This window comes from Rathayibacter sp. Leaf299 (assembly GCF_001423055.1).
GTDB classification, from domain to species: domain Bacteria; phylum Actinomycetota; class Actinomycetes; order Actinomycetales; family Microbacteriaceae; genus Rathayibacter; species Rathayibacter caricis.
The window spans coordinates 77,653-98,194 of the sequence record NZ_LMNT01000008.1 but is presented as its reverse complement, the minus strand read 5'-3'; the positions used below and the strand labels follow the sequence as shown (position 1 = coordinate 98,194).

Sequence of the window (20,542 nt, the reverse complement as noted above, 5' to 3'; positions counted from 1 at the left end):
CTTATCGCCTCGCGGGACGCCTCCGAGGAGGAGGCCTCCGCGCACAGCCGGCGGTCAGCGGACGAGCGCGGCGCGCTTCTCCTTGACCGACGTCGCGTAGACGTCGAGGTACTCCTGGCCGCTCAGGGCGAGGAGCTCGTACATGATCTCGTCGGTGATCGAGCGGAGGATGAAGCGGTCGCCCTCCATGCCCTCGAAGCGGCTGAAGTCGAGCGGCTCGCCGAAGACGATGCCGATCCGGCCGAGCTTGGGCAGGCGGCTGCCGATCGGCATGATCCGCGCCGTGTCGACCATCGCGACGGGCACGACGGGCACGCGCGCCTCGAGGACCATCCGCGCGACGCCGGTGCGTCCGCGGTACATCCGGCCGTCGGGGCTGCGGGTGCCCTCCGGATAGATGCCGAGCGCCTCCCCGCGCGCGAGGACCCGGAGCCCGGTGTTGAGGGACGCCTCGGAGGCCTTCCCGCCGGAGCGGTCGATGGGCAGCATCCCCGTGGCGGTGAAGAACAGGCGCGTCGCCCAGCCCTTCAGGCCCTTGCCGGTGAAGTAGTCGCTCTTGGCGAGGAAGACCATGTTGCGGTCGATCACGAGCGGCAGGAACACCGAGTCGATGAACGAGAGGTGGTTGCTCGCGAGGATCACTCCGCCGGTCTGGGGCACCCGGTCGGCGTTCACGACCCACGGACGGAAGATCGTCTTCAGGAGCGGTCCCGCCACGATGTGCTTCATGAACCAGTAGAACATCGTGCGGCTCCTCAGCGAGTGCAGGGTCGGGGGTGGGGCGGGTGGAGCGGGGTCAGAGGGAGTTCGCGTGCAGGCGGGCGAGATCCGCCGCACCGACGACTCCGGCGTCGTTGACGAGCTCCGCGATGCGGAACTCGGGCTCGGGGTGGTAGCCGCGCGCCGGCAGATTGTCGAGGTACGCCTGACGGATCGGGTCGAGCAGCAGGTCGCCGGCCTGCGCCACTCCCCCGCCGATCACGAAGAGCTGAGGGTCGAGGACCGCGCTCAGGCTGGCCGCGGCCTCGCCCAGCCAGTGGCCGAGCTGGCGGAGCGCCGCGAGGGCGCCGAGGTCGCCCGCGACGATGAGGTCGGAGATGATGTGGCCGTTGAGCTCGCCGCCGTTCCGGCTGCGGGCGTCCGCGATGCCCTGTCCGATGCCGCCGGCGTCGGCCAGCTCGCCCGCGAAGCGCTGCAGGGCGCGACCGGAGCCGTACTGCTCGATGCAGCCGCGGGCGCCGCAGCCGCACGGCAGCCCGCCGGGGACGACGCGCATGTGCCCGACCTCCGCGGCCGCGCCGAAGCCGCCGCGCAGCAGGCGGTCGTTGATGACGATCGCTCCGCCGACGCCCGTGCCGATGGTGAGCATGACCATGTCGCTGACCAGGCGGCCGGAGCCGTAGCGGAACTCGGCCCAGCCCGCGGCGTTCGCGTCGTTCTCGATGATGATCGGCAGATCGATCCGCGCCGAGAGCTTCTCGCGGAAGGGCTCGTTGCGCCAGTTGATGTTGGGGGCGTAGTAGACGATCGACTGGGAGGCGTCGATGAAGCCGGCGGCGGCCACTCCGACCGCGGCGACATCGCCGGGCGCGAGGCCTTCGCGCAGGCGCTGAACCATCTCGACGACGACGTCGACGATCAGCTCGGGGTGCCCGGCGGGAGTCGGCTGGCGGTCCTCGCGGAGGATCGCGCCGAACTCGTCGACCAGCGCCCCTGCGATCTTCGTGCCGCCGATGTCGATCCCGATCGCGTGCACGCGAACCGCCTTCCCTCCGCCGTCGGCGCATCCGCGCCGGTGGAGCCGCCTTCTCCGGCGACTGGATCGAGTGTAGTGACCGCGGACAGCGCGCAGGCTCAGGCGGGCCGGGCACCGGAGGAGCCCGCATCGCGACCACCGGCCGGATCGTTACCCTGAACGGATCCACAGTTTCGATCCCGCCGATAGAGTGGGCTCGACGTTCGTTCAGGTGCCGAAGGAGTTGCCGTGGAACAGTTCGATTCACCCGCCGTGGTGGCCGCCGATCCTCAGGCGAACGCCGCCGATCTGCTGCTCGACAGGGTTCGCGAGACCCCCGACCGCGTGCTGTTCGCCCTGCCCGAGGGCGGAGGCTGGCGCGACGTCACCGCGCAGGAGTTCCTCGACCAGGTGACGGCTCTCGCGAAGGGCCTCGTCGCCGCGGGCATTGAGCCCGGCGAGAAGATCGGGCTGATCTGCAAGACGCGCTACGAGTGGACGCTGATCGACTTCGCCGTCTGGTTCGCCGGCGCGATCCTCGTCCCGGTCTACGAGACCTCCTCGCCCGCCCAGGTGCAGTGGAACCTGACCGACTCCGGTGCCCACGCCGTGATCGTCGAGACGGCTGATCACTTCGCGCGGCTCGACGAGATCCGCGCCGACGTCCCGGACGTCCGCATCGCCTGGCAGATCGGGCTCGGCGACCTCGACAAGCTCGCCGCGCGCGGAGTCGACGTGCCGGACGCCGAGATCGAGCGCCGCCGCTCGCTCGCCACCGGCTCCGACATCGCCACGATCATCTACACCTCGGGATCGACCGGGCGGCCCAAGGGCTGCATCATCCGGCACTCGAACTTCGTCGAGCTCAGCCGCAACTCCGCCGTCGCTCTCACGGAGCTGATCCACCAGCCGGGCGCCTCGACGCTCCTCTTCATCACCACCGCGCACGTGTTCGCCCGCTTCATCTCGGTCCTCTGCGTGCACGGCGGCGTGAAGGTCGGCCACCAGGCCGACACCAAGCAGCTCCTCCCCTCCCTCGCCTCGTTCAAGCCGACGTTCCTGCTCGCGGTGCCCCGCGTGTTCGAGAAGGTCTACAACTCGGCGGAGCAGAAGGCCGAGGCCGGAGGGAAGGGCAAGATCTTCCGCCGGGCCGCCGACGTCGCCGTCGCGCACTCGATCGCCGTAGAGGCCGGGTCGGTGCCCCTGGCGCTCAAGCTGCAGTACCTGCTGTTCGACCGCCTGGTCTACTCGAAGCTGCGGGCGGCGATGGGCGGCAACGTGAAGTACGCGGTGTCGGGCTCGGCACCGCTCGGCGACCGGCTCGGGCACTTCTTCCACAGCCTCGGAATCAAGATCCTCGAGGGCTACGGCCTGACCGAGACGACCGCCCCCGCGAGCGTGAACCGGACCGAGCTGTTCAAGATCGGCACCGTCGGACCGGCGATGCCGGGGGCGTCCATCCGGATCGCGGCGGACGGCGAGATCCAGGTGCGGGGCATCTGCGTCTTCGGCGGGTACTGGAACAACGAGCAGGCGACGGCGGAGTCGTTCGACGGCGAGTGGTTCCGCACGGGCGACCTCGGCTCGCTCGACGAGGACGGGTACCTGCGCGTCACCGGCCGCAAGAAGGAGATCATCGTCACGGCCGGCGGCAAGAACGTCGCGCCGGCGGCGCTCGAGGACCCGATCCGCGCGAATCCGCTGGTCGGCCAGGTCGTGGTGGTCGGGGACCAGCGGCCGTTCATCGCTGCGCTCGTCACGCTCGACAGCGAGATGCTGCCGACGTGGCTCGGCAACAACGGGCAGGATCCGACGCTCTCCCTCGACGACGCGGCCGTCAACCCGGCGGTCCTCGCCGAGATCCAGCGCGCCGTCGACCACGCCAACGGGTCCGTCTCGCGCGCGGAGTCGATCCGCAAGTTCGTGATCCTGCCGACCGAGTTCACGGAGGCGAGCGGCCACCTGACGCCGAAGATGAGCATCAAGCGCGCCGTGATCCTCTCGGACTACGCCGACACGATCTCCGCGCTCTACTCCGCCGCCCCGGCCACGGAGGGCATCAGCCTCCGCTGAACGGCGGTGCCGCCCGGTGCTCGGGCGGCCGCGGTTCTGCGTCCGACGAGCGGTCGGATGCAGAGCCGCAGGTGTGAGTGGCGGTCAGCGACGATGGCGGAGCTGCACTTCTGGCCGAGGTTGTGCTCGTCAGAGACCGACCACAGTGACGTGGATCTCGATACGCCCGCTCCGCGGGCTACTCGATCAGCAGCAGAAGCTCGACCCGACCGGCCACCGCGGGCTCCGCCGAAGGTCGAGCCGTATCCGGGAAAGCGCGTCCCAGCGCTTTCCCAACGGCGAACGCTGGACGGTCTGCAGAACGCGGCCCTCTGCACCAGCCGACCGCGAGGAGCCGGGCAGGGACCGGCTCCTGAGAGGGTCGAGCCGTATCCGGGAAAGCGCGTTCGAGCGCTTTCCCGTCGGCGGACGCAGGACGCTCTGCAGAACGCGACCACCTGCACAAGCCGACCGCGAGGAGCCGGGCTGGGACCGGCTCCGAATCAGCTCAGAACCAGGGCGACTCGCGGACGTCCTTCATCGCGGCGCGGCGGTGCTCCTTGGAGAGCCGATCGAGGTAGAGGCGGCCGTCGAGGTGGTCGCACTCGTGCTGCAGGGCCTGCGCCATCAGGCCGTCCCCCTCGAGGACGATCTCGTTGCCGTCGAGGTCGGTTCCGCGGACCTTCGCGTGCGGGTAGCGGATCGCCGGGTACCAGAGGTTGGGCACCGAGAGGCAGCCCTCGTCGACCGGTTGCGGCTCGCCGCTCAGCTCGACGATCTCGGGGTTCAGGATGTAGCCGATGACGCCGTCCACGTTGTAGCTGAAGGCGCGGAGGTTCACGCCGATCTGCGGCGCGGCGACGCCTGCGCGTCCCGGAGGACGGACGCTGTCGACGAGGTCCTCGACCAGTCCGCGGATCCCGTCGTCGATCGTCTCGATCGGAGTCGACGGGGTCTTCAGGACGGGATCTCCGAAGATCCGGATCTGGCGTTCGGTCATGTGGTGCGCTCCCTCAGGGCCTCCTCCGCTTTCAGGAGGGCGTTCTCGACGACTTCGCTCGCTGCCGGGTGCGGCCAGTACTGGCTGCGGGCGAGTCCGTGGATGCCGCGTCCGACGCTGGCGGCCTGGACGAGCGGCTGAATGAGGATACTCGCCTGCGGGCCCATCAGGTGCGCGCCGAGCAGGGCTCCATCGAGCCCGACGACCAGGATGCAGACGCTGGAATCGTCCTCGAGTGCCCAGCCGAAGGCGGTGGAGCCGTACTCCTGGCTGACCGAGATCGCGGCGACGCCGGCGTCCTCCGCGTCGGCCAGCGTCATGCCGAAGTGGGCGATCTGGGGGTGGGCGAAGATCGCTCCGGGCACGGGCGAGAGCGTGTTCCGCTGAGGGTCGTCCGGGTGCAGGAGGTTGTGGGCGACGATCCGCGCCTCGTGGTTCGCGACGTGCTTGAGCTGCCACTCCGACGAGACGTCTCCGAGCGCGTAGAGACCGGGGACGGGCGCACCGCCCGAGAGGACCCGCTGCTCGAGGTCGACCGCGACCCGTCCGTCCGGATGCAGATCGATCCCTGCGGAGGCGGCGGCGAGGGTGTCGCTGTTGGGGTCGCGTCCGAGGGCGACCAGCAGGACGTCCGTCTCGACGCTCGACCCGTCGCTGAAGGTGACGACGAGCCCGCCGTCGCCCGCGTCGACCTGCTGGGCGGTGACGCCGGTGCGGACGTCCCAGCGCTCGCGGGCGATCGTGGTGAACCGCCGCGCGATGTCCTCGTCGAGCGAGCGGAGGAGGCGGTCGCTCCGGACGGCGACGGTGACCGCGGTGCCGAAGGCGGAGAAGACGTGGGCGAACTCGACGGCGACGGCTCCGCCTCCCAGGATCACCATCCGCTCGGGGAGCTCGTCGAGGCGCATGATCGAGGACGAGTCGTGGATGCGCGCATCGGGCGCGTACGCCGCCAGGAGAGGGCGGGGCCGGGAGCCGGCGGCGATGACGACGCGGGGCGCGCTGATCCGGGTGCCGCTCGCGCTCACCAGCACGTGAGGACGGGAACCGTCGCCGAGCGACTCGAAGCCGAAGCTCTCGCGCAGCACGGTGACGTTCGGGGATCGCCCGTCCCGGTACTCGAGTCCAGCCCGGCTGATCGTGTCGGTCCGGCCGAAGACGCGATCGCGGACGGCCGCCCACTCGGGCCGCGCGACGGCTCCTCGCACACCGATCGGCGCTCCCTGGTCGACGTCGGTGACCACGTCGGCCACGTGCACGAACATCTTGGTCGGGATGCAGCCCGCGTTGAGGCAGGTGCCGCCGAACCACTCCCCGTCGTCGAGGAGCGCCACGCGGGAGTCGTCGTACTCGGGACCGACGATCGAGTTGCCGGATCCGGCCCCGATGACGATCAGATCGAACTGCTCGGCGGCGTCGACCGCCGCCTCAGGCACGCCGGACCGGCATGCCCTCGACGACGAGCGCGGCCAGCAGTCGCGCTGCGTCCTTCGTGGCCGGACGCAGGTGCTCCCACTTCACGACCGAGCCGGCGGCCAGCACCGGGTCGTACGGGATGCGGACGATGTCGCGCACCCGCGAGCGGAAGTGCGACTCGATCTCCTCGAGCTTCACGAGGCTCGTCCCCTGCGTGGCGGTGTTCAGGGCGACGACGGCGTTCTTCACGAGAGCGCCGTGGCCGTTCGCATCGAGCCAGGTGAGGGTCTCGGAGGCGAGGCGCGCCTCGTCGATGCTCCCGCCCGACACGATGACGACCGTGTCGGCCCGCTGCAGCGTCGGACGCATCACGGAGTGGACGATGCCGGTTCCGCAGTCGGTGAGCATGATCGAGTAGAACCGCTCCACGAGGTCCGCGACCACGTTGTAGTCGTCCTCGTCGAACGCCTCGGACAGCATCGGGTCGGTGTCGGAGGCGAGGACGTCCAGTCGGGTCTCGTCGCGCGACACCATCGTCGAGAAGTCGGTGAAGCCGGTGACTCCGGACGCCCGGTTGACGACGTCGCGGACGGTGGCCCGGGTCTGCTTCGGGACGCGCTCGGCGAGAGTGCCCCGGTCGGGATTGGCGTCGACCGCGATGATGCGATCCTCGCGGGCGTCGGCCAACGCCATGCCGAGGAGGGTCGTGACGGTCGTCTTGCCGACGCCGCCCTTGCGGGTCATCACCGGCACGAAGCGGGTGCCGCCCTCGAACTGGCGGCTGATCCGCTCCCCCATCGCCTTCCAGGCCTGCTCCTTCGCGGAGTCGCCGAGGTTCACGGTGTGGAACGTCACGGCGTAGACGAAGCGGTTCCAGCCGGAGGTCGGCGCGGGACGCGTACGCCGGTTCACCTCGAGGAGGCGGTCGGCCGTCAGCATCGACGACGATTCAGGTCCGGAGACGGAACCGGATGAGGATCCCGAACCGGACGACGCCTCGGACTCGGCCCGGAGACGGTCGCGCCGAGTGGCGCTGCGGGTCTGCTCGGCCGCGGAGGACTCGGCGGAGTCCGTGGCGGGAGTCTCTCCCCGGCCGCGCGGACGCTCGCCCGGCTCCTCGGGCAGCACGGAGACCTCGTCGCGCGAGGCGGACCCGGCGGACACGGGTCCGACGCCCGAGGCGGGGTCCGGCTCCGGAGGCGCGACGTGCGAGGAGCGGGACGGACGGGCCGAGGGGATGCCGAGCGTGCCGACATCGACGGAGTCGTCCTCGACGGGCGCCGGCGCGGTGGACCGCCGCCGCAGCGGCGGGTCGACCCGCACGCCGTCGGGGATCCGGGTCGGAGCAGTGTCGCTCTCGCGGGGCACGTACTGCGTCGAGTCCCTCACCGCGTCGAGCGCGGTGCGGGGCACGGGGCCGGTGTCGGGCTGTTCGTCGTTGCGCTCATCCATGCGAACGAGCCTCCTTCCGCTTGCGGTCAGTGTACCGGCGGCCCGTTCGGGGGCGCCGGGCCTTGGAGCCCCCGGGCTCCGACTGCTAGGACGCCTCGACGACGACCAGCAGATCGCCCGCGTCGACCTGCTGCGTGACCGGGACGGCGAGCCGTCGGACGGTGCCCGCGACCGGAGTCGTGATGGCCGCCTCCATCTTCATCGCCTCGATCGTCGCGATCGCGGCTCCCGCCGCCACGACGTCGCCCACGGCGACCTTGAGCGTCACGACCCCCGCGAACGGAGCGGCGACCTGACCGGGTACGGTCCGGTCCGCCTTCTCGGCACTCGTCGTGTCGACCGCGACGGTCGTGTCGCGGACGAACACCGGCCGCAGCTGCCCGTTCAGGGTGGTCATCACCGTTCGCATGCCCTTGTCGTCCACGTCGCCGATCGCCTCGAGCCCGACGTAGAGGCGGACACCGCGCGCGATCTCGACCACGTGCTCCTCGCCCTGCCGCAGGCCGTAGAGGTAGTCGGCCGTGTCGAGGGCCGAGACGTCGCCGTAGGACTCGCGCACGTCGAGGAACTGCTGGGCGGGGCCGGGGAACAGCAGCCGGTTCAGGGTGGCGCGCCGAGCGTCCGAGTCGTCGCCGAGCAGCACCGCGCGGTCCTCGGGCGGGAGGTCGGCCACTCCGATGCGCACGTCGCGCCCCTCGAGCACCCGGGTGCGGAACGGCTCGGGCCAGCCGCCGGGCAGCTCGCCGAGCTCGCCCGCCATGAAGCCGACGACGGAGTCGGGGATGTCGTAGGCCTGCGGGTTCTCGGCGAAGTCGGCGGGGTCGGCGTCGACCGCGGCGAGGTGGAGGGCGAGGTCGCCGACGACCTTGGAGGACGGCGTGACCTTGGGGACCCGTCCGAGGATCCCGTTCGCGGCGGCGTAGAGGTCCTCGACGACCTCGAAGCGGTCGGCGAGGCCGAGCGCGATCGCCTGCTGCCGCAGGTTCGAGAGCTGACCGCCGGGGATCTCGTGGCGGTACACCCGCCCGGTCGGTCCGGGCAGGCCGGACTCGAACGGGCGGTAGAGGCGGCGGACCGCCTCCCAGTAGGGCTCGAGATCCGAGACGGCGTCGAGGTCGAGCCCGGTGTCGCGGGGCGTGTGCGCGAGGGCGGCGACCAGGGCCGAGAGCGAGGGCTGGCTCGTGGTGCCCGCCATCGGCGCGGACGCGGCGTCGACGGCGTCGGCACCCGCCTCCGCCGCGGCGAGCAGGGTGGCGAGCTGACCGCCGGGAGTGTCGTGGGTGTGCACGTGCACCGGCAGGTCGAACCTCCCGCGCAGCGCCTCGACGAGGCGGGCGGCGGCGTACGGGCGCAGCAGCCCCGCCATGTCCTTGATCGCGAGCACGTGGGCCCCCGCGTCGACGATCTGCTCGGCGAGCCGGAGGTAGTAGTCGAGGGTGTAGAGGTCCTCGGCCGGATCGAGCAGGTCGCCGGTGTAGCAGACGGCCACCTCGGCGACCGTGGTGCCCGTCGCGAGCACGGCGTCGATGGCGGGCCGCATCTGCGACACGTCGTTGAGCGCGTCGAAGATGCGGAAGACGTCGACGCCGGTGGCGGCGGCCTCGCGGACGAACGCGTCGGTCACCTCCGTCGGATAGGGCGTGTAGCCGACGGTGTTGCGGCCCCGGAGCAGCATCTGGATCGCGACGTTCGGCAGGGCCGAGCGGAGGGCCGCGAGCCGCTCCCACGGGTCCTCGCCGAGGAAGCGGAGCGCGACGTCGTAGGTCGCGCCTCCCCAGGCCTCGACCGACAGCAGCTGCGGAGTGAGCCGGGCGACGGAGGGGGCGACGGCCACGAGGTCGCGGGAGCGGACCCGCGTCGCGAGGAGCGACTGGTGCGCGTCGCGGAAGGTCGTGTCCGTGACCGCGAGGGCGGTCTGCGCACGCAGGGCGTCGGCGAACCCCTTCGGGCCGAGCTCCAGCAGGCGCTGCCTGGACCCGGCGGGAGCAGGAGCCGCGAGGTCGACGGCCGGCAGCTTGTCGACGGGCCGCAGTCCCGGCGGTCGGGCGCCGTGCGGCTGGTTCACCGTGACCTCGGCGAGCCAGGTCAGCAGCTTCGTGCCCCGGTCGCGGGACTCGCGGCCGGCGAGCAGCCCCGGCCTCTCGTCGATGAACGATGTGCTGAGGTCTCCCGCGGCGAACGACGCATCGTCCAGCACGGCCTGCAGGAACGGGATGTTCGTCGAGACGCCGCGGATCCGGAACTCGGCGAGAGCGCGCTTGGCGCGGGCCACCGCCGCCGGGAAGTCGCGACCGCGGCAGGTGAGCTTCGCGAGCATCGAGTCGAAGTGCGGGCTGATCTGAGCACCCGGGTTGATCGTGCCGCCGTCGAGGCGGATCCCGCCGCCGCCCGGCGAGCGGTACGTGGTGATCTTGCCGGTGTCCGGACGGAAGCCGGCCGCCGGGTCCTCGGTGGTGATGCGGCACTGCAGCGCCGCCCCGTGCAGTCGCAGCTCGCTCTGGGTCAGCCCCAGCTCGGCGAGGGTCGCCCCGGCGGCGATCCGCATCTGCGAGGCGACGAGGTCGACGTCGGTCACCTCCTCCGTCACCGTGTGCTCGACCTGGATGCGCGGGTTCATCTCGATGAACACGTGCTCGCCCGCCCGCTCCCCCGCGGTGTCCAGGAGGAACTCGACCGTGCCCGCGTTGACGTACCCGATCGACCGGGCGAAGGCGATGGCGTCGCGGTGCATCGCCTGCCGGGTCGTCTCGTCGAGGTTCGGCGCGGGCGCGATCTCGACGACCTTCTGGTGCCGGCGCTGCACCGAGCAGTCGCGCTCGAACAGGTGGACCGTCTCTCCGTCGGCGTCGGCGAGGATCTGCACCTCGATGTGCCGGGGCCGGACGACCGCCTGCTCGAGGAACATCGTCGGATCGCCGAACGCGCTGTCGGCCTCCCGCATGGCGGCCTCGAGGGCCGCGCGGAGGTCCTCCGGAGCGTCGACGCGCCGCATGCCGCGACCTCCTCCTCCCGCGACCGCCTTGGCGAAGATCGGGAAGCCGATCTCCGCGGCGCCCGCGAGCAGCTCGTCGAGATCGCGCGACGCCGGGGTGGAGCGCAGCACCGGCACGCCGGCGGCCCGCGCGTGCTCCTTCGCCGTGACCTTGTTGCCCGCCATCTCGAGGACCCGGGCCGGAGGACCGATGAACGCGATGCCGGCGTCGGCCGCCGCTCGGGCGAGCTCGGGGTTCTCGGAGAGGAACCCGTAGCCGGGGTAGATCGCGTCGGCACCGCACTCGAGGGCGACCCGGATGATCTCGGCCACATCGAGGTAGGCCCGGACCGGATGCCCCTTCTCGCCGATCTGGTAGGCCTCGTCGGCCTTCAGCCGGTGCATCGAGTTCCGGTCCTCGTACGGGAACACGGCGACGGTGCGCGCCCCGAGCTCGTACGCGGCACGGAACGCCCGGATCGCGATCTCTCCGCGATTGGCCACAAGGATCTTCGAGAACACGGCAGTCCTTCGGGTCGGTCCTCCGCGGGCGACGGGGAGCCGGGAGTGCGACGTCGCGCCCCCGTATCCGCATCCCGGGCCGGGTGGCGCGCAGGGAACGGTTAGGTTCTCCCACCCTAGTGAAAGTAAAGTAACCAGCCATGCATGTACTCAGCGTGAGCTCCCTCAAGGGCGGCGTCGGCAAGACCACGGTGACCCTCGGCCTCGCGTCCGCAGCGTTCTCGAAGGGTCTGCGAACGCTCGTCGTCGACCTCGACCCCCAGTCCGACGTCTCCACCGGCATGGACATCAATGTCGCCGGCCACCTCAACATCGCCGACGTGCTCACGTCGCCGAAGGAGAAGATCGTCCGCTCGGCGATCGCCCCCTCCGGCTGGACGAAGGAGCACCACGGCACGATCGACGTGCTCATCGGCAGCCCGTCGGCGATCAACTTCGACGGACCGCACCCGAGCATCCGCGACATCTGGAAGCTCGAGGAGGCGCTCGCGAGCGTCGAGGCCGACTACGACCTCGTGCTGATCGACTGCGCCCCGTCGCTGAACGCGCTGACCCGCACCGCGTGGGCGGCGAGCGACCGCGTCGCCGTCGTCACCGAGCCCGGGCTCTTCTCCGTCGCGGCGGCCGACCGCGCCCTGCGCGCGATCGAGGAGATCCGGCGCGGTCTCAGCCCGCGCCTGCAGCCCCTCGGCATCATCGTGAACCGCGCGCGCGTCCAGTCGCTCGAGCACCAGTTCCGGATCAAGGAGCTGCGGGACATGTTCGGCCCGCTGGTGCTCAGCCCCCAGCTCCCGGAGCGCACCTCGCTGCAGCAGGCGCAGGGCGCGGCGAAGCCCGTCCACGTCTGGCCGGGCGAGAGCGCGCAGGAGATGGCGCACAACTTCGACCTGCTGCTCGACCGGGTCATCCGCACCGGCCGCATCGGCGAGCAGGTGCCGGCGGGGAAGTAGGCGCGACCTCTTCTCGACCACGGCGTCGCAGCTCGGGCTGCGGCGCCGTCGTCGTCGTCGGGCGGAGTGGTCGGCGCGGCGACAGCGGTTCCTGGCGGTGGGCGGATCTCGATACGCCCGCTGCGCGGGCTACTCGATCAGCAGAGGCCGCGGAACCACGGATCAGCGGGGGCAGGCGGGTGACCGGAGCGGCGGTCAGCCGACCTTGCGGGAGGCGCGGCGCTGGGCGAGCTCGTCCAGGGGGTCGACGGACTGGCTGCCGAGGTCGACGAGGCTCGATTCGACCTCGCGGAGGACCTTGCCGACGGCGATGCCGAAGACGCCCTGACCGCGGCTGAGGAGGTCGATGACCTCGTCGTTGGAGGTGCAGAGGTAGACGCTCGCTCCGTCGCTCATGAGCGTCGTCTGGGCGAGGTCGTCCACCCCGGACTCGCGCAGCTGCGTGACCGCGGTGCGGATCTGCTGGAGGGAGATGCCGGTGTCGAGCAGTCGCTTGACGAGCTTGAGCACGAGGATGTCGCGGAAGCCGTAGAGACGCTGCGTGCCGGACCCCGAGGCGCCGCGCACGGTGGGCTCGACGAGCTCGGTGCGGGCCCAGTAGTCGAGCTGGCGGTAAGTGATGCCGGCAGCACGGGCTGCGACCGCTCCGCGGTAGCCCGCGCTGGCGTCGAGATCGGGGAGTCCGTCGGTGAACAGGACGAGGTCGCGCTGGCCGCTGACGTCGCGGCGGACTTCTCTCATCCCGTGGCCTTCCGGATCCGAACGCCGGATCGTCCGAACGCGCTCCCTACGGTACTCACCCGGGGGTGCCGAGTAAACGACATCGGCTCGACGGCCGCGGCGTGTCGTCGCGGCCGCGGGATCACGAGCGGGCGATCCGCGTGAGGGCGCTGCGGACCATGGCGCTCCGGATCGTTCCGAGCTGCGCCGCGAGCCCGATGGCGTTCTCGGTCGCGCTCGCGGAGCCGGACACGTCGCCCCGGCGGGCGCTCGACGCGACGACGCTCTCGATGAGCGACATCTCGCGCTCCACCGCGACCCGCAGCGGGCGGAGGTGGCGCGGCTCGATGCCCGATCGCGAGAGCTCGACGAGCGCCTTGAGGGTCGTCACCGCCTCCTCGCCGTAGAACTCGCCACCGCGGACGAGTCCCGCGCCGATCGCCTCCTGGAGGAGCGCGCCGCTCGCTCCGGACTCCTGCGCGAGCTGCTCGCGGGTGAGCCGGGACGCCGGGGCGAGCAGGGAGGCGGGCGCCCCGCCCACGCCGCTCGGGAGCACCGGCTCGCGGCCGGCGTCGACGTCGTCGAGGTAGCCGCGGATGACCTTCAACGGCAGGTAGTGATCGCGTTGCAGCGCGAGGATCATGCGGAGCCGCTCGACGTCCGCTCCGGAGAACTTGCGGTACCCGGAGTCGGTGCGAGCGGGTGACACGAGCCCCTGCTCCTCGAGGAAGCGGAGCTTGGACGGGGTCACGTCGGGAAACTCGGTCGTGAGGCGGGACAGGACCTGTCCGATGCTCAGCAGAGCGGCCGGACCGGACGGGAGGGCCCGGGCGGTGGAGCGCCCCACGGTCTACGCGTCCGGTGCGGCGACGAGGTCGGCGCGGGACGCGTAGAAGGTGAGCCGGAACTTGCCGACCTGCACCTCGGAGCCGTCGGTCAGGAGTGCGGACTCGATGCGCACGCCGTCGAAGTAGGTGCCGTTGAGCGAGCCGAGGTCGCGGACCTCGAAGCCCGTGCCGCGGCGGACGAACTCCGCATGGCGGCGCGAGACGGTGACGTCGTCGAGGAAGATCCCGGCGTCGGGGTGCCGGCCGACCGTCGTCGAGTCGGTGTCGAGGAGGAAGCGCGCTCCTGTGTTCGGACCGCGGCGCACGACCAGCAGGGCGGATCCGGACGGCAGCGCGCCGACCGCCTCGGCCTCGTCGCGGGAGGCGCGGTTGTCGAGCGCAGCGAGCTGCGCACCGATGTCGTCGGTGAACGTGAGCGTCGTGTCCGTCGAGGGCTCGACGGGCTCGGACTTCAGCGGTTCGGTGGATGATGCTCCACGCACGGGCTCGGCCAAGACGTACCTCCTATCCGTTCAGCGTATCGGAATCCGGGGGCCCGCCGGACCCGGAGTTCTGCGAGCGGACCCCCCGGACGAGACCGGCCGTCTGCACCGCGTAGACGATGCCGGCCCACCAGTAGAGGAAGGCGCCCCAGAGCGCGAAGGCCCAGGCGATGGGCAGCGAGGCCGGCGCGAGAGCCGGGAACGCCTGTCCGAGCATGATCAGCGGCAGGGCGTAGAAGAGGCAGAACGTCGCGAACTTGCCGAGGTGGTGCACCGGGAGCGGCCCGTAGCCGGTGTTCGCCAGGATCACGGCCAGGACGACGAGCATGAGATCCCGCGCGACCAGCACGGCGACCAGCCACCACGGCACGAGTTCGCGGAACGCGAGGCCGAGCACCGTGGCGAAGATGTAGAGCCGGTCGGCGGCCGGATCGAGGATGCGCCCGAGGCGCGTCATCTGGTCGAAGCGGCGCGCGATCCAGCCGTCGAGGTAGTCGGTGAGGCTGGAGACCACCAGGGTGAGCAGCGCCAGAGCGTCCTCCCCCTCGATCACGAGGACGAGGAACACGGGGACGAGCGCCAGGCGCACCATGCTCAGGACGTTCGGGACCGTCCAGATCCGGTCCTCCCCCGCGCGCGCCATGCGCTCAGCCTACGGGCGGGCCCCGCGCGCCGGGTCAGCGCTTGTCGCGCCAGACCCGCTCGAACGGGAGACGCCAGGCGTGCGGCGCGATCAGCTGGTGGATCGCGTTCGGGCCCCAGGAGCCGGGGGCGTAGAGGCGCACGGGCGGCGGAGCCTGCAGCAGCGGCGCCGAGACCTCCCAGAGGCGCTCGATGCCCTCGGCGGTGGTGAAGAGCGTGTGGTCGCCGCGCATCGCGTCGAGGATCAGCCGCTCGTACGCCTCGAGGGCGTCGCCGGCGCGATCGGTCTCCTGCAGCGCGAACTGCATGCTGAGCTTGTCCAGGCGCATGCCCGGCCCCGGCCGCTTGCCGTAGAAGGACAGCGAGACCTTGGAGGCGTCGGCGAGATCGAAGGTGAGATGGTCGGGGCCGTGGGCGCCGACTCCGGACCCCTGCGGGAACATGCTCTTCGGAGGCTCCCGGAAGGCGATCGAGATGATGCGCTGCCCCTCCGCCATGCGCTTGCCCGTGCGGAGGTAGAACGGCACGCCCGCCCAGCGCCAGTTGTCGATCTCGCACTTGAGCGCGACGAAGGTGTCGGTCTCGGAGTCGGGGGCGACGCCGGGCTCCTCGCGGTAGCCGATGTACTGGCCGCGCACCACGTTCTCGGGGTTCAGCGGGCGCATCGAACGGAAGACCTTGTTCTTCTCCTCGCTGATCGCCTGCGGCTCGAGTGCGGTCGGCGGCTCCATCGCCATGAACGCGAGGACCTGGAACAGGTGCGTGACCACCATGTCCTTGTAGGCGCCGGTGGACTCGTAGAACTCGGCGCGACGGTCGAGCGTCAGCTTCTCGGGGATGTCGATCTGGACGTGGTCGATGAAGTTGCGGTTCCAGATCGGCTCGAAGAGGCCGTTGGCGAAGCGGAAGGCGAGGATGTTCTGCGCCGGCTCCTTGCCGAGGAAGTGGTCGATCCGGAAGATCTGCTCCTCGTCGAACGTCTCGTGCAGCTCGGCGTTGAGGACGACGGCGCTCTCGAGGTCGACGCCGAAGGGCTTCTCCATGATGATGCGGGAGCGCTCGACGAGGCCCGCCTCGGCGAGCATCCGCACGACCGACAGCGCGGCCTTGGGCGGCACGCTGAGGTAGTGGAGGCGGCTGACGTCCGGGCCCAGCTCCTTCTCGGCCGACTTCACGGCCTCGGCCAGGGCGGCGGGGCCCGCCGACTGCGGTACGTAGCAGAGCTTCGACGCGAACTCGTCCCACTGCGCGCGGGTGAGCGAGCGGCTGCCGAACTCGTCGTACGCGAGCTTCGCGAAGGCGCGGAACGACTCGTCGTCGTGCTCCTCGAGCGAGGTCCCGACGATGCGCACGTCGGGCGCGAGCGAGGACAGCGCCAGATGCGCCATGCCGGGGATGAGCTTGCGCCGCGCGAGATCGCCGACCGCCCCGAAGAGCACGACGACGTGAGGAGCGGCCTGCTCTGTCTGGACGGCGGGAGCGGAGGGTGCGGGTGTCACGGTCACACCTCCGATCATTCCATTGCGAAACGAGACCCGGGCGTCATCTCCCGGATACGAGGCGCCGCTAATGTCTGTCAGGTGCCTCCGATCTCCGACGCGCCAGCCGCGACCGCAGCACCCGCCCCCACCTCCGCCGACGGCACCGTCGCGCCGCCCCTGGACGACCGCATCCGTGCGGACGTCCACCTCCTGGGCGAGCTCCTCGGTCAGGTCCTCCGCGAATCCGGGGACCCGACGCTCTACACCGACGTCGAGCGCCTGCGCGCGCTGACGATCAGCGCGTACGACGGCGGACGACCCGAGGACCTCGCCGATGCGGAGGAGTTCGTCGCGTCGCTCTCGGCCGAGCGCGCCGAGGAGGTGGCGCGCGCCTTCACCTGCTACTTCCACCTCGTCAACGTGGCGGAGGAGTTCCACCGCGTGCGCGTGCTGCGCAGGCGCGAGGCCGATGCCGGCGCGCAGTCGCCCGAGGACTCGATCACCGCGTCGGTGGCGACGCTCACCGCCGAGCTCGGCGAGGAGGAGGCGTTCGAGCGCCTCTCGCGCCTCGAGTTCCGCCCCGTGCTCACCGCGCACCCCACCGAGGCCCGCCGCCGGGCCGTCGCCTCGACCATCCGGCGCATCAGCGCGCTGCTCGAGCAGCGCGACGACCCGCGCACGGGCGGCGTGGTGCTGCTCGAGAACCGCCGGCGCCTGCTCGCCGACGTCGACACGCTCTGGCGCACCGCGCCGCTGCGCGAGTCGAAGCCGTCGCCGCTCGACGAGGTGCGCACCGCGATGAGCGTCTTCGACGAGTCGCTGTTCTCGGTCCTCCCCCGCGTCTACCGCCGTCTGGACGACGCCCTCCAGGGCGAGGCGTCGGGCACCCGCGCGCCGATCGCCCCCGCCTTCGTGCGGCTGGGCACCTGGATCGGCGGCGACCGCGACGGCAACCCGTTCGTCACCGCCGCGACGACCCTCGAGGCCGTCGGGATCGCCTCCGAGCACGTGCTGATGGGGCTCGAGCGGGTCGCGCGCCGCGTCGGCCGCGCCCTGACGCTCGACGCGTCGACCACTCCGCCGTCGGACGAGGTGCTGGCGCTCTGGGACGCGTGCACGGGCCGCGCGCCGGAGCTCGCCGAGGACATCGCCGACCGCTCCCCCAACGAGACGCACCGCCGCGTGCTGCTGTTCGCGGCCGAGCGCCTGGCGGCGACGCGCTCCGGCGGCGCACTCGCGTACTCCTCCGCCGCCGAGCTGATGGGCGACCTGCGGACGCTTCAGGAGTCGCTCCTGGCCGCCGGCGACGCCCGCTCGGCCTACGGCGACCTGCAGAACATGATCTGGCAGGTCGAGACGTTCGGCTTCCACCTGGCCGAGATCGAGGTGCGCCAGCACTCGAAGGTGCACCGCGAGACGATCGCGGCGATCCGGGCCGGCGGTGCACTCGACGAGCGCAGCGAGGAGGTGCTCTCGGTGTTCCGCGCGATCGCGACCGTGCAGGAGCGCTTCGGAGTCGCGGCCGCGCGCCGCTACATCGTCTCGTTCACCCAGTCCTCGGACGACCTGCGGACCGTGTTCGAGCTCGCGGACGCGGCGACGGAGGGGCACCCGCCGGTCATCGACGCGATCCCGCTCTTCGAGACCTTCGCCGACCTCGACGCGTCGACCGACATCCTCGCCGAGATGATCCGACTGCCCCAGGTGCGCAAGCGGCTCGACGAGACCGGGAACCGCCTCGAGGTGATGCTGGGCTACTCCGACTCGTCGAAGGACGTCGGACCCGTCTCGGCGACGCTGGCGCTCTACGACGCCCAGGCGCGCATCGCGAAGTGGGCGGCCGACGAGGGCATCGTCCTCACGCTGTTCCACGGCCGCGGAGGCGCACTGGGCCGCGGCGGCGGACCCGCCAACCGCGCGGTGCTCGCGCAGCCGCCGGGATCGGTCGACGGCCGCTTCAAGCTGACGGAGCAGGGCGAGGTCATCTTCGCGCGCTACGGCAACCCGGACATCGCGACCCGGCACATCGAGCAGGTCGCCGGCGCGACCCTCCTCGCCTCCTCCCCCTCGGTCGGCGAGCGCAACGCCGCGGCGGCCGACCGCTTCCGCGAGGTCGCCGAGACGATGGACCGCGAGTCGCGCAAGCGCTTCTTCGAGCTGGTGAAGGCCGACGGCTTCGCGCCCTGGTTCGCCCGGGTCACCCCGCAGGAGGAGGTGGGCCTGCTCGCGCTCGGCTCGCGTCCCGCGCGCCGCGGCCTCTCGGTCGAGTCGTTGGAGGACCTGCGGGCGATCCCGTGGGTGTTCGCCTGGACGCAGGCGCGCGTCAACCTGACCGGCTGGTTCGGGCTCGGCAGCGCACTGGAGGCGGTGGGCGACCTCGAGCTGCTCCGCTCGGCGTACGCCTCGTGGCCGCTGTTCACGACGATGATCGACAACGTCGAGATGTCGCTGGCGAAGACCGACGAGGGCATCGCGCGCCGCTACCTGGCGCTCGACTCGCGCGACGACCTGGCAGGCCTCGTCCTCGACGAGATGGAGGCGACCCGGCGCTGGGTGCTCTCGATCACGGGCGAGGAGAGCCTGCTCACCGGACACCGCGTGCTGGGCCGGGCGGTGCGGCTGCGCACTCCGTACGTCAACGCGCTCTCGCTGCTGCAGCTGCGGGCGCTCCGCGCGCTGCGCACGGATCCGGGCGGCTCGGGGACGGAGCAGAACCAGCGCCTGCTGCTGCTCGCGGTCAACGGCGTAGCCGCGGGCCTGCAGAACACGGGCTGATCCGGACGCGTCCCGGAACGACGGAACCCCCGCGACCACGTGGTCGCGGGGGTTCCGTCGTGCGAGCGTCAGATCTGGGCGCCGTCGGCGAACTGCTCGGGGCCGGCGGCCTCCTGAGCGGCCTTCGCCTCGTCGTACTGGCGGCGCACCTCGACCATGTCGAGACCGCGCACCTGCTCGATGAGGTTGTCGAGCGCCGGGGCGGGCAGCGCGCCGGGCTGCGCCATCAGCGGGATGCCGTCGCGGTAGACGACGAGGGTCGGGATGGAGGAGATGCCGTAGCTCGCGGCGAGCTGCTGCTGGTCCTCCGTGTCGACCTTCGCGAAAGTGATGTCGGCGTTCTTGTCGCTCGACGCCTCGAAGACCGGGGCGAACTGGCGGCACGGGCCGCACCAGGCCGCCCAGAAGTCGATGAGGACGATGCCGTCGGAGACGGTCTGGTCGTGGGAGTCGAGGGTCATCGTGGTCGTAGCCATGCCGACTCCAACCCCGGTGGCCGCCCGGCTATTCCCCGCGCGGGTCTTGGGCGGCGAGGAGGTCGAGCAGGGTGCGGGGGCCGAGGGCGGCGGCTCCGAGGGCGCTCACTCGGGCGATCAGCTCGCGGTCGGCGGTGACCACGGCGGCGGGGGCGTCGAGCGCGCGCACCAGGGCGACGATCGCGTCGTCGCCCGAGCCGTCCGCCGACTCGATCCGGAGGCGCCGTGGCGGGACGGCGGCGAGGGCGGCCGTGGTGTCGGCGTCGCGGGCCGCGCCCTCGAGGACCACGGCGATCCGCGGCCAGACGCGATCGGCGGCGACTCCGAGCACCGCGCCGGGCAGACCCGCGACCGCCAGAGCGGCCAGGCCGTCGAGGAGTCGCTCCGCGGCTCCCGCGCGGTCGCGCCACCAGCCGTCGGGCCGGGAGCCGACGACGTTCGCGGCGTCGACGACCAGCACGGGGAGCGCCGTGTCGAGGGCACGCAGCCCGCTCCAGGAGGCGCCGAAGCCGGGGTGCAGCGGCAGCGCCTCGACGTCGTCGGGGGCGACCCACCGCAGCTCGGTGCTCTCGGCGTCGGCGATGCGCGGCTCGAAGTGCTCGAGCGCGTGCGCGAGGACGGTGGTGTAGCTCCAGGGTCCGACGGTGACGACACTGGCGGCATCGGGGACGACGAGCTCGGGCGGGACGCCCGCCTCCTCCACCGACTCGCGCAGGGCGGCCTCGAAGGCCGTCTCCTCGGGGTGGCGGGCTCCTCCGGGGAGCCCCCAGGTGCCGCCGAAGTGGCTCCAGGCGACGCGGTGCTGCAGCAGCACCCGGCCGTCGGGGTCGCGGAGGAGCAGACCGGCCGCGCCGAAACGGCCCCAGAACCGGCGCCCGTCCCCGACCTCGACCCAGCCGTCGCCGAGCGACGCGTCGAAGGGGTGGCGCGGAAGGGCGGCGTCGCCGCCGCTGTCGCTGCCCGTCATGCCCTCCAGCCTGACACACCGCGCCGGGACGACCGGACGGTGCGACTCCCCGC

Annotated in this window: 16 protein-coding genes; 3 read left to right on the top strand and 13 right to left on the bottom strand. The window is 71.8% G+C overall.

Annotated elements, in window-relative coordinates:
* Positions 1–54: 54 nt before the first annotated feature.
* Both ASF48_RS18675 and ASF48_RS18670 read right to left on the bottom strand, forming a co-directional pair.
* Complete coding sequence (locus ASF48_RS18675) at positions 55–744, bottom strand: lysophospholipid acyltransferase family protein (protein WP_055794930.1); 690 nt, start codon at positions 742–744, stop codon at positions 55–57.
* 52 nt (positions 745–796) lie between these two features.
* Entirely contained in the window at positions 797–1,756 is a 960-nt protein-coding gene (locus ASF48_RS18670; protein WP_055794927.1) for an ROK family glucokinase, read from the bottom strand.
* Between the two features lie 228 nt (positions 1,757–1,984).
* Here ASF48_RS18670 and ASF48_RS18665 point away from each other — a divergent pair, with 228 nt between their 5' ends.
* The gene (locus tag ASF48_RS18665) at positions 1,985–3,808 is read left to right on the top strand and encodes an AMP-dependent synthetase/ligase (RefSeq protein WP_055794924.1); all 1,824 of its coding nucleotides are present in this window, start codon (positions 1,985–1,987) and stop codon (positions 3,806–3,808) included.
* Positions 3,809–4,295: 487 nt separating this feature from the next.
* Here ASF48_RS18665 and def read toward each other — a convergent pair whose 3' ends face one another.
* The 4 genes from def to ASF48_RS18645 form a co-directional block, all read right to left on the bottom strand.
* Positions 4,296–4,787: a peptide deformylase gene (def, locus tag ASF48_RS18660; RefSeq protein ID WP_055794921.1), complete on the bottom strand. Its 492-nt coding sequence runs from the start codon at positions 4,785–4,787 to the stop codon at positions 4,296–4,298.
* Positions 4,784–6,223: a mycothione reductase gene (locus ASF48_RS18655; protein WP_055794918.1), complete on the bottom strand. Its 1,440-nt coding sequence runs from the start codon at positions 6,221–6,223 to the stop codon at positions 4,784–4,786. The genes def and ASF48_RS18655 overlap by 4 nt, the downstream gene beginning before the upstream one ends.
* Positions 6,216–7,655, bottom strand: a complete 1,440-nt coding sequence (locus ASF48_RS19595) for a MinD/ParA family ATP-binding protein (protein WP_157603254.1) — start codon at positions 7,653–7,655, stop codon at positions 6,216–6,218. The genes ASF48_RS18655 and ASF48_RS19595 overlap by 8 nt, the downstream gene beginning before the upstream one ends.
* An 85-nt stretch (positions 7,656–7,740) precedes the next feature.
* Positions 7,741–11,148: a pyruvate carboxylase gene (locus ASF48_RS18645; protein WP_055794917.1), complete on the bottom strand. Its 3,408-nt coding sequence runs from the start codon at positions 11,146–11,148 to the stop codon at positions 7,741–7,743.
* A gap of 140 nt (positions 11,149–11,288) precedes the next feature.
* On the opposite strand from ASF48_RS18645, the gene ASF48_RS18640 reads away from it, so the two are divergent.
* Positions 11,289–12,098, top strand: coding sequence for a ParA family protein (locus ASF48_RS18640; protein WP_055794914.1), 810 nt, complete (start codon positions 11,289–11,291; stop codon positions 12,096–12,098).
* Between the two features lie 195 nt (positions 12,099–12,293).
* Here ASF48_RS18640 and ASF48_RS18635 read toward each other — a convergent pair whose 3' ends face one another.
* The 5 genes from ASF48_RS18635 to zwf form a co-directional block, all read right to left on the bottom strand.
* The gene (locus ASF48_RS18635) at positions 12,294–12,839 is read right to left on the bottom strand and encodes a MerR family transcriptional regulator (protein ID WP_055794909.1); all 546 of its coding nucleotides are present in this window, start codon (positions 12,837–12,839) and stop codon (positions 12,294–12,296) included.
* 121 nt (positions 12,840–12,960) lie between these two features.
* A complete protein-coding gene (ftsR, locus tag ASF48_RS18630) occupies positions 12,961–13,665 on the bottom strand; it encodes a transcriptional regulator FtsR (protein WP_055794906.1) in 705 nt (234 codons plus the stop codon).
* 3 nt (positions 13,666–13,668) lie between these two features.
* Positions 13,669–14,121: an FHA domain-containing protein gene (locus tag ASF48_RS18625; RefSeq protein WP_230673060.1), complete on the bottom strand. Its 453-nt coding sequence runs from the start codon at positions 14,119–14,121 to the stop codon at positions 13,669–13,671.
* Positions 14,122–14,170: 49 nt separating this feature from the next.
* On the bottom strand, positions 14,171–14,791 hold the full coding sequence (locus ASF48_RS18620; protein WP_055794903.1) for a CDP-alcohol phosphatidyltransferase family protein: 621 nt from the start codon (positions 14,789–14,791) through the stop codon (positions 14,171–14,173).
* Between the two features lie 34 nt (positions 14,792–14,825).
* Positions 14,826–16,289 carry a glucose-6-phosphate dehydrogenase gene (zwf, locus tag ASF48_RS18615; protein WP_055795028.1) on the bottom strand — a complete coding sequence of 488 codons (1,464 nt, stop codon included), beginning with the start codon at positions 16,287–16,289 and terminating at the stop codon, positions 14,826–14,828.
* Between the two features lie 159 nt (positions 16,290–16,448).
* Here zwf and ASF48_RS18610 point away from each other — a divergent pair, with 159 nt between their 5' ends.
* Positions 16,449–19,046 carry a phosphoenolpyruvate carboxylase gene (locus ASF48_RS18610; protein WP_055795024.1) on the top strand — a complete coding sequence of 866 codons (2,598 nt, stop codon included), beginning with the start codon at positions 16,449–16,451 and terminating at the stop codon, positions 19,044–19,046.
* Between the two features lie 68 nt (positions 19,047–19,114).
* Here the strand turns inward: ASF48_RS18610 and trxA are convergent, their stop codons facing one another.
* Positions 19,115–19,522 carry a thioredoxin gene (trxA, locus tag ASF48_RS18605; RefSeq protein WP_055794900.1) on the bottom strand — a complete coding sequence of 136 codons (408 nt, stop codon included), beginning with the start codon at positions 19,520–19,522 and terminating at the stop codon, positions 19,115–19,117.
* 28 nt (positions 19,523–19,550) lie between these two features.
* Positions 19,551–20,489 carry an NUDIX domain-containing protein gene (locus ASF48_RS18600; RefSeq protein ID WP_055794898.1) on the bottom strand — a complete coding sequence of 313 codons (939 nt, stop codon included), beginning with the start codon at positions 20,487–20,489 and terminating at the stop codon, positions 19,551–19,553.
* Positions 20,490–20,542 lie beyond the last annotated feature (53 nt).

Coding starts and splice junctions, on each gene's coding strand:
- ASF48_RS18600 (WP_055794898.1), bottom strand. CDS start 20,489: ATGACGGGCAGCGACAGCGGCGGCGACGCCGCCCTTCCGCGCCACCCC.
- ASF48_RS19595 (WP_157603254.1), bottom strand. CDS start 7,655: ATGGATGAGCGCAACGACGAACAGCCCGACACCGGCCCCGTGCCCCGC.
- ASF48_RS18635 (WP_055794909.1), bottom strand. CDS start 12,839: ATGAGAGAAGTCCGCCGCGACGTCAGCGGCCAGCGCGACCTCGTCCTG.
- ASF48_RS18640 (WP_055794914.1), top strand. CDS start 11,289: ATGCATGTACTCAGCGTGAGCTCCCTCAAGGGCGGCGTCGGCAAGACC.
- ASF48_RS18675 (WP_055794930.1), bottom strand. CDS start 744: ATGTTCTACTGGTTCATGAAGCACATCGTGGCGGGACCGCTCCTGAAG.
- trxA (WP_055794900.1), bottom strand. CDS start 19,522: ATGGCTACGACCACGATGACCCTCGACTCCCACGACCAGACCGTCTCC.
- ASF48_RS18620 (WP_055794903.1), bottom strand. CDS start 14,791: ATGGCGCGCGCGGGGGAGGACCGGATCTGGACGGTCCCGAACGTCCTG.
- def (WP_055794921.1), bottom strand. CDS start 4,787: ATGACCGAACGCCAGATCCGGATCTTCGGAGATCCCGTCCTGAAGACC.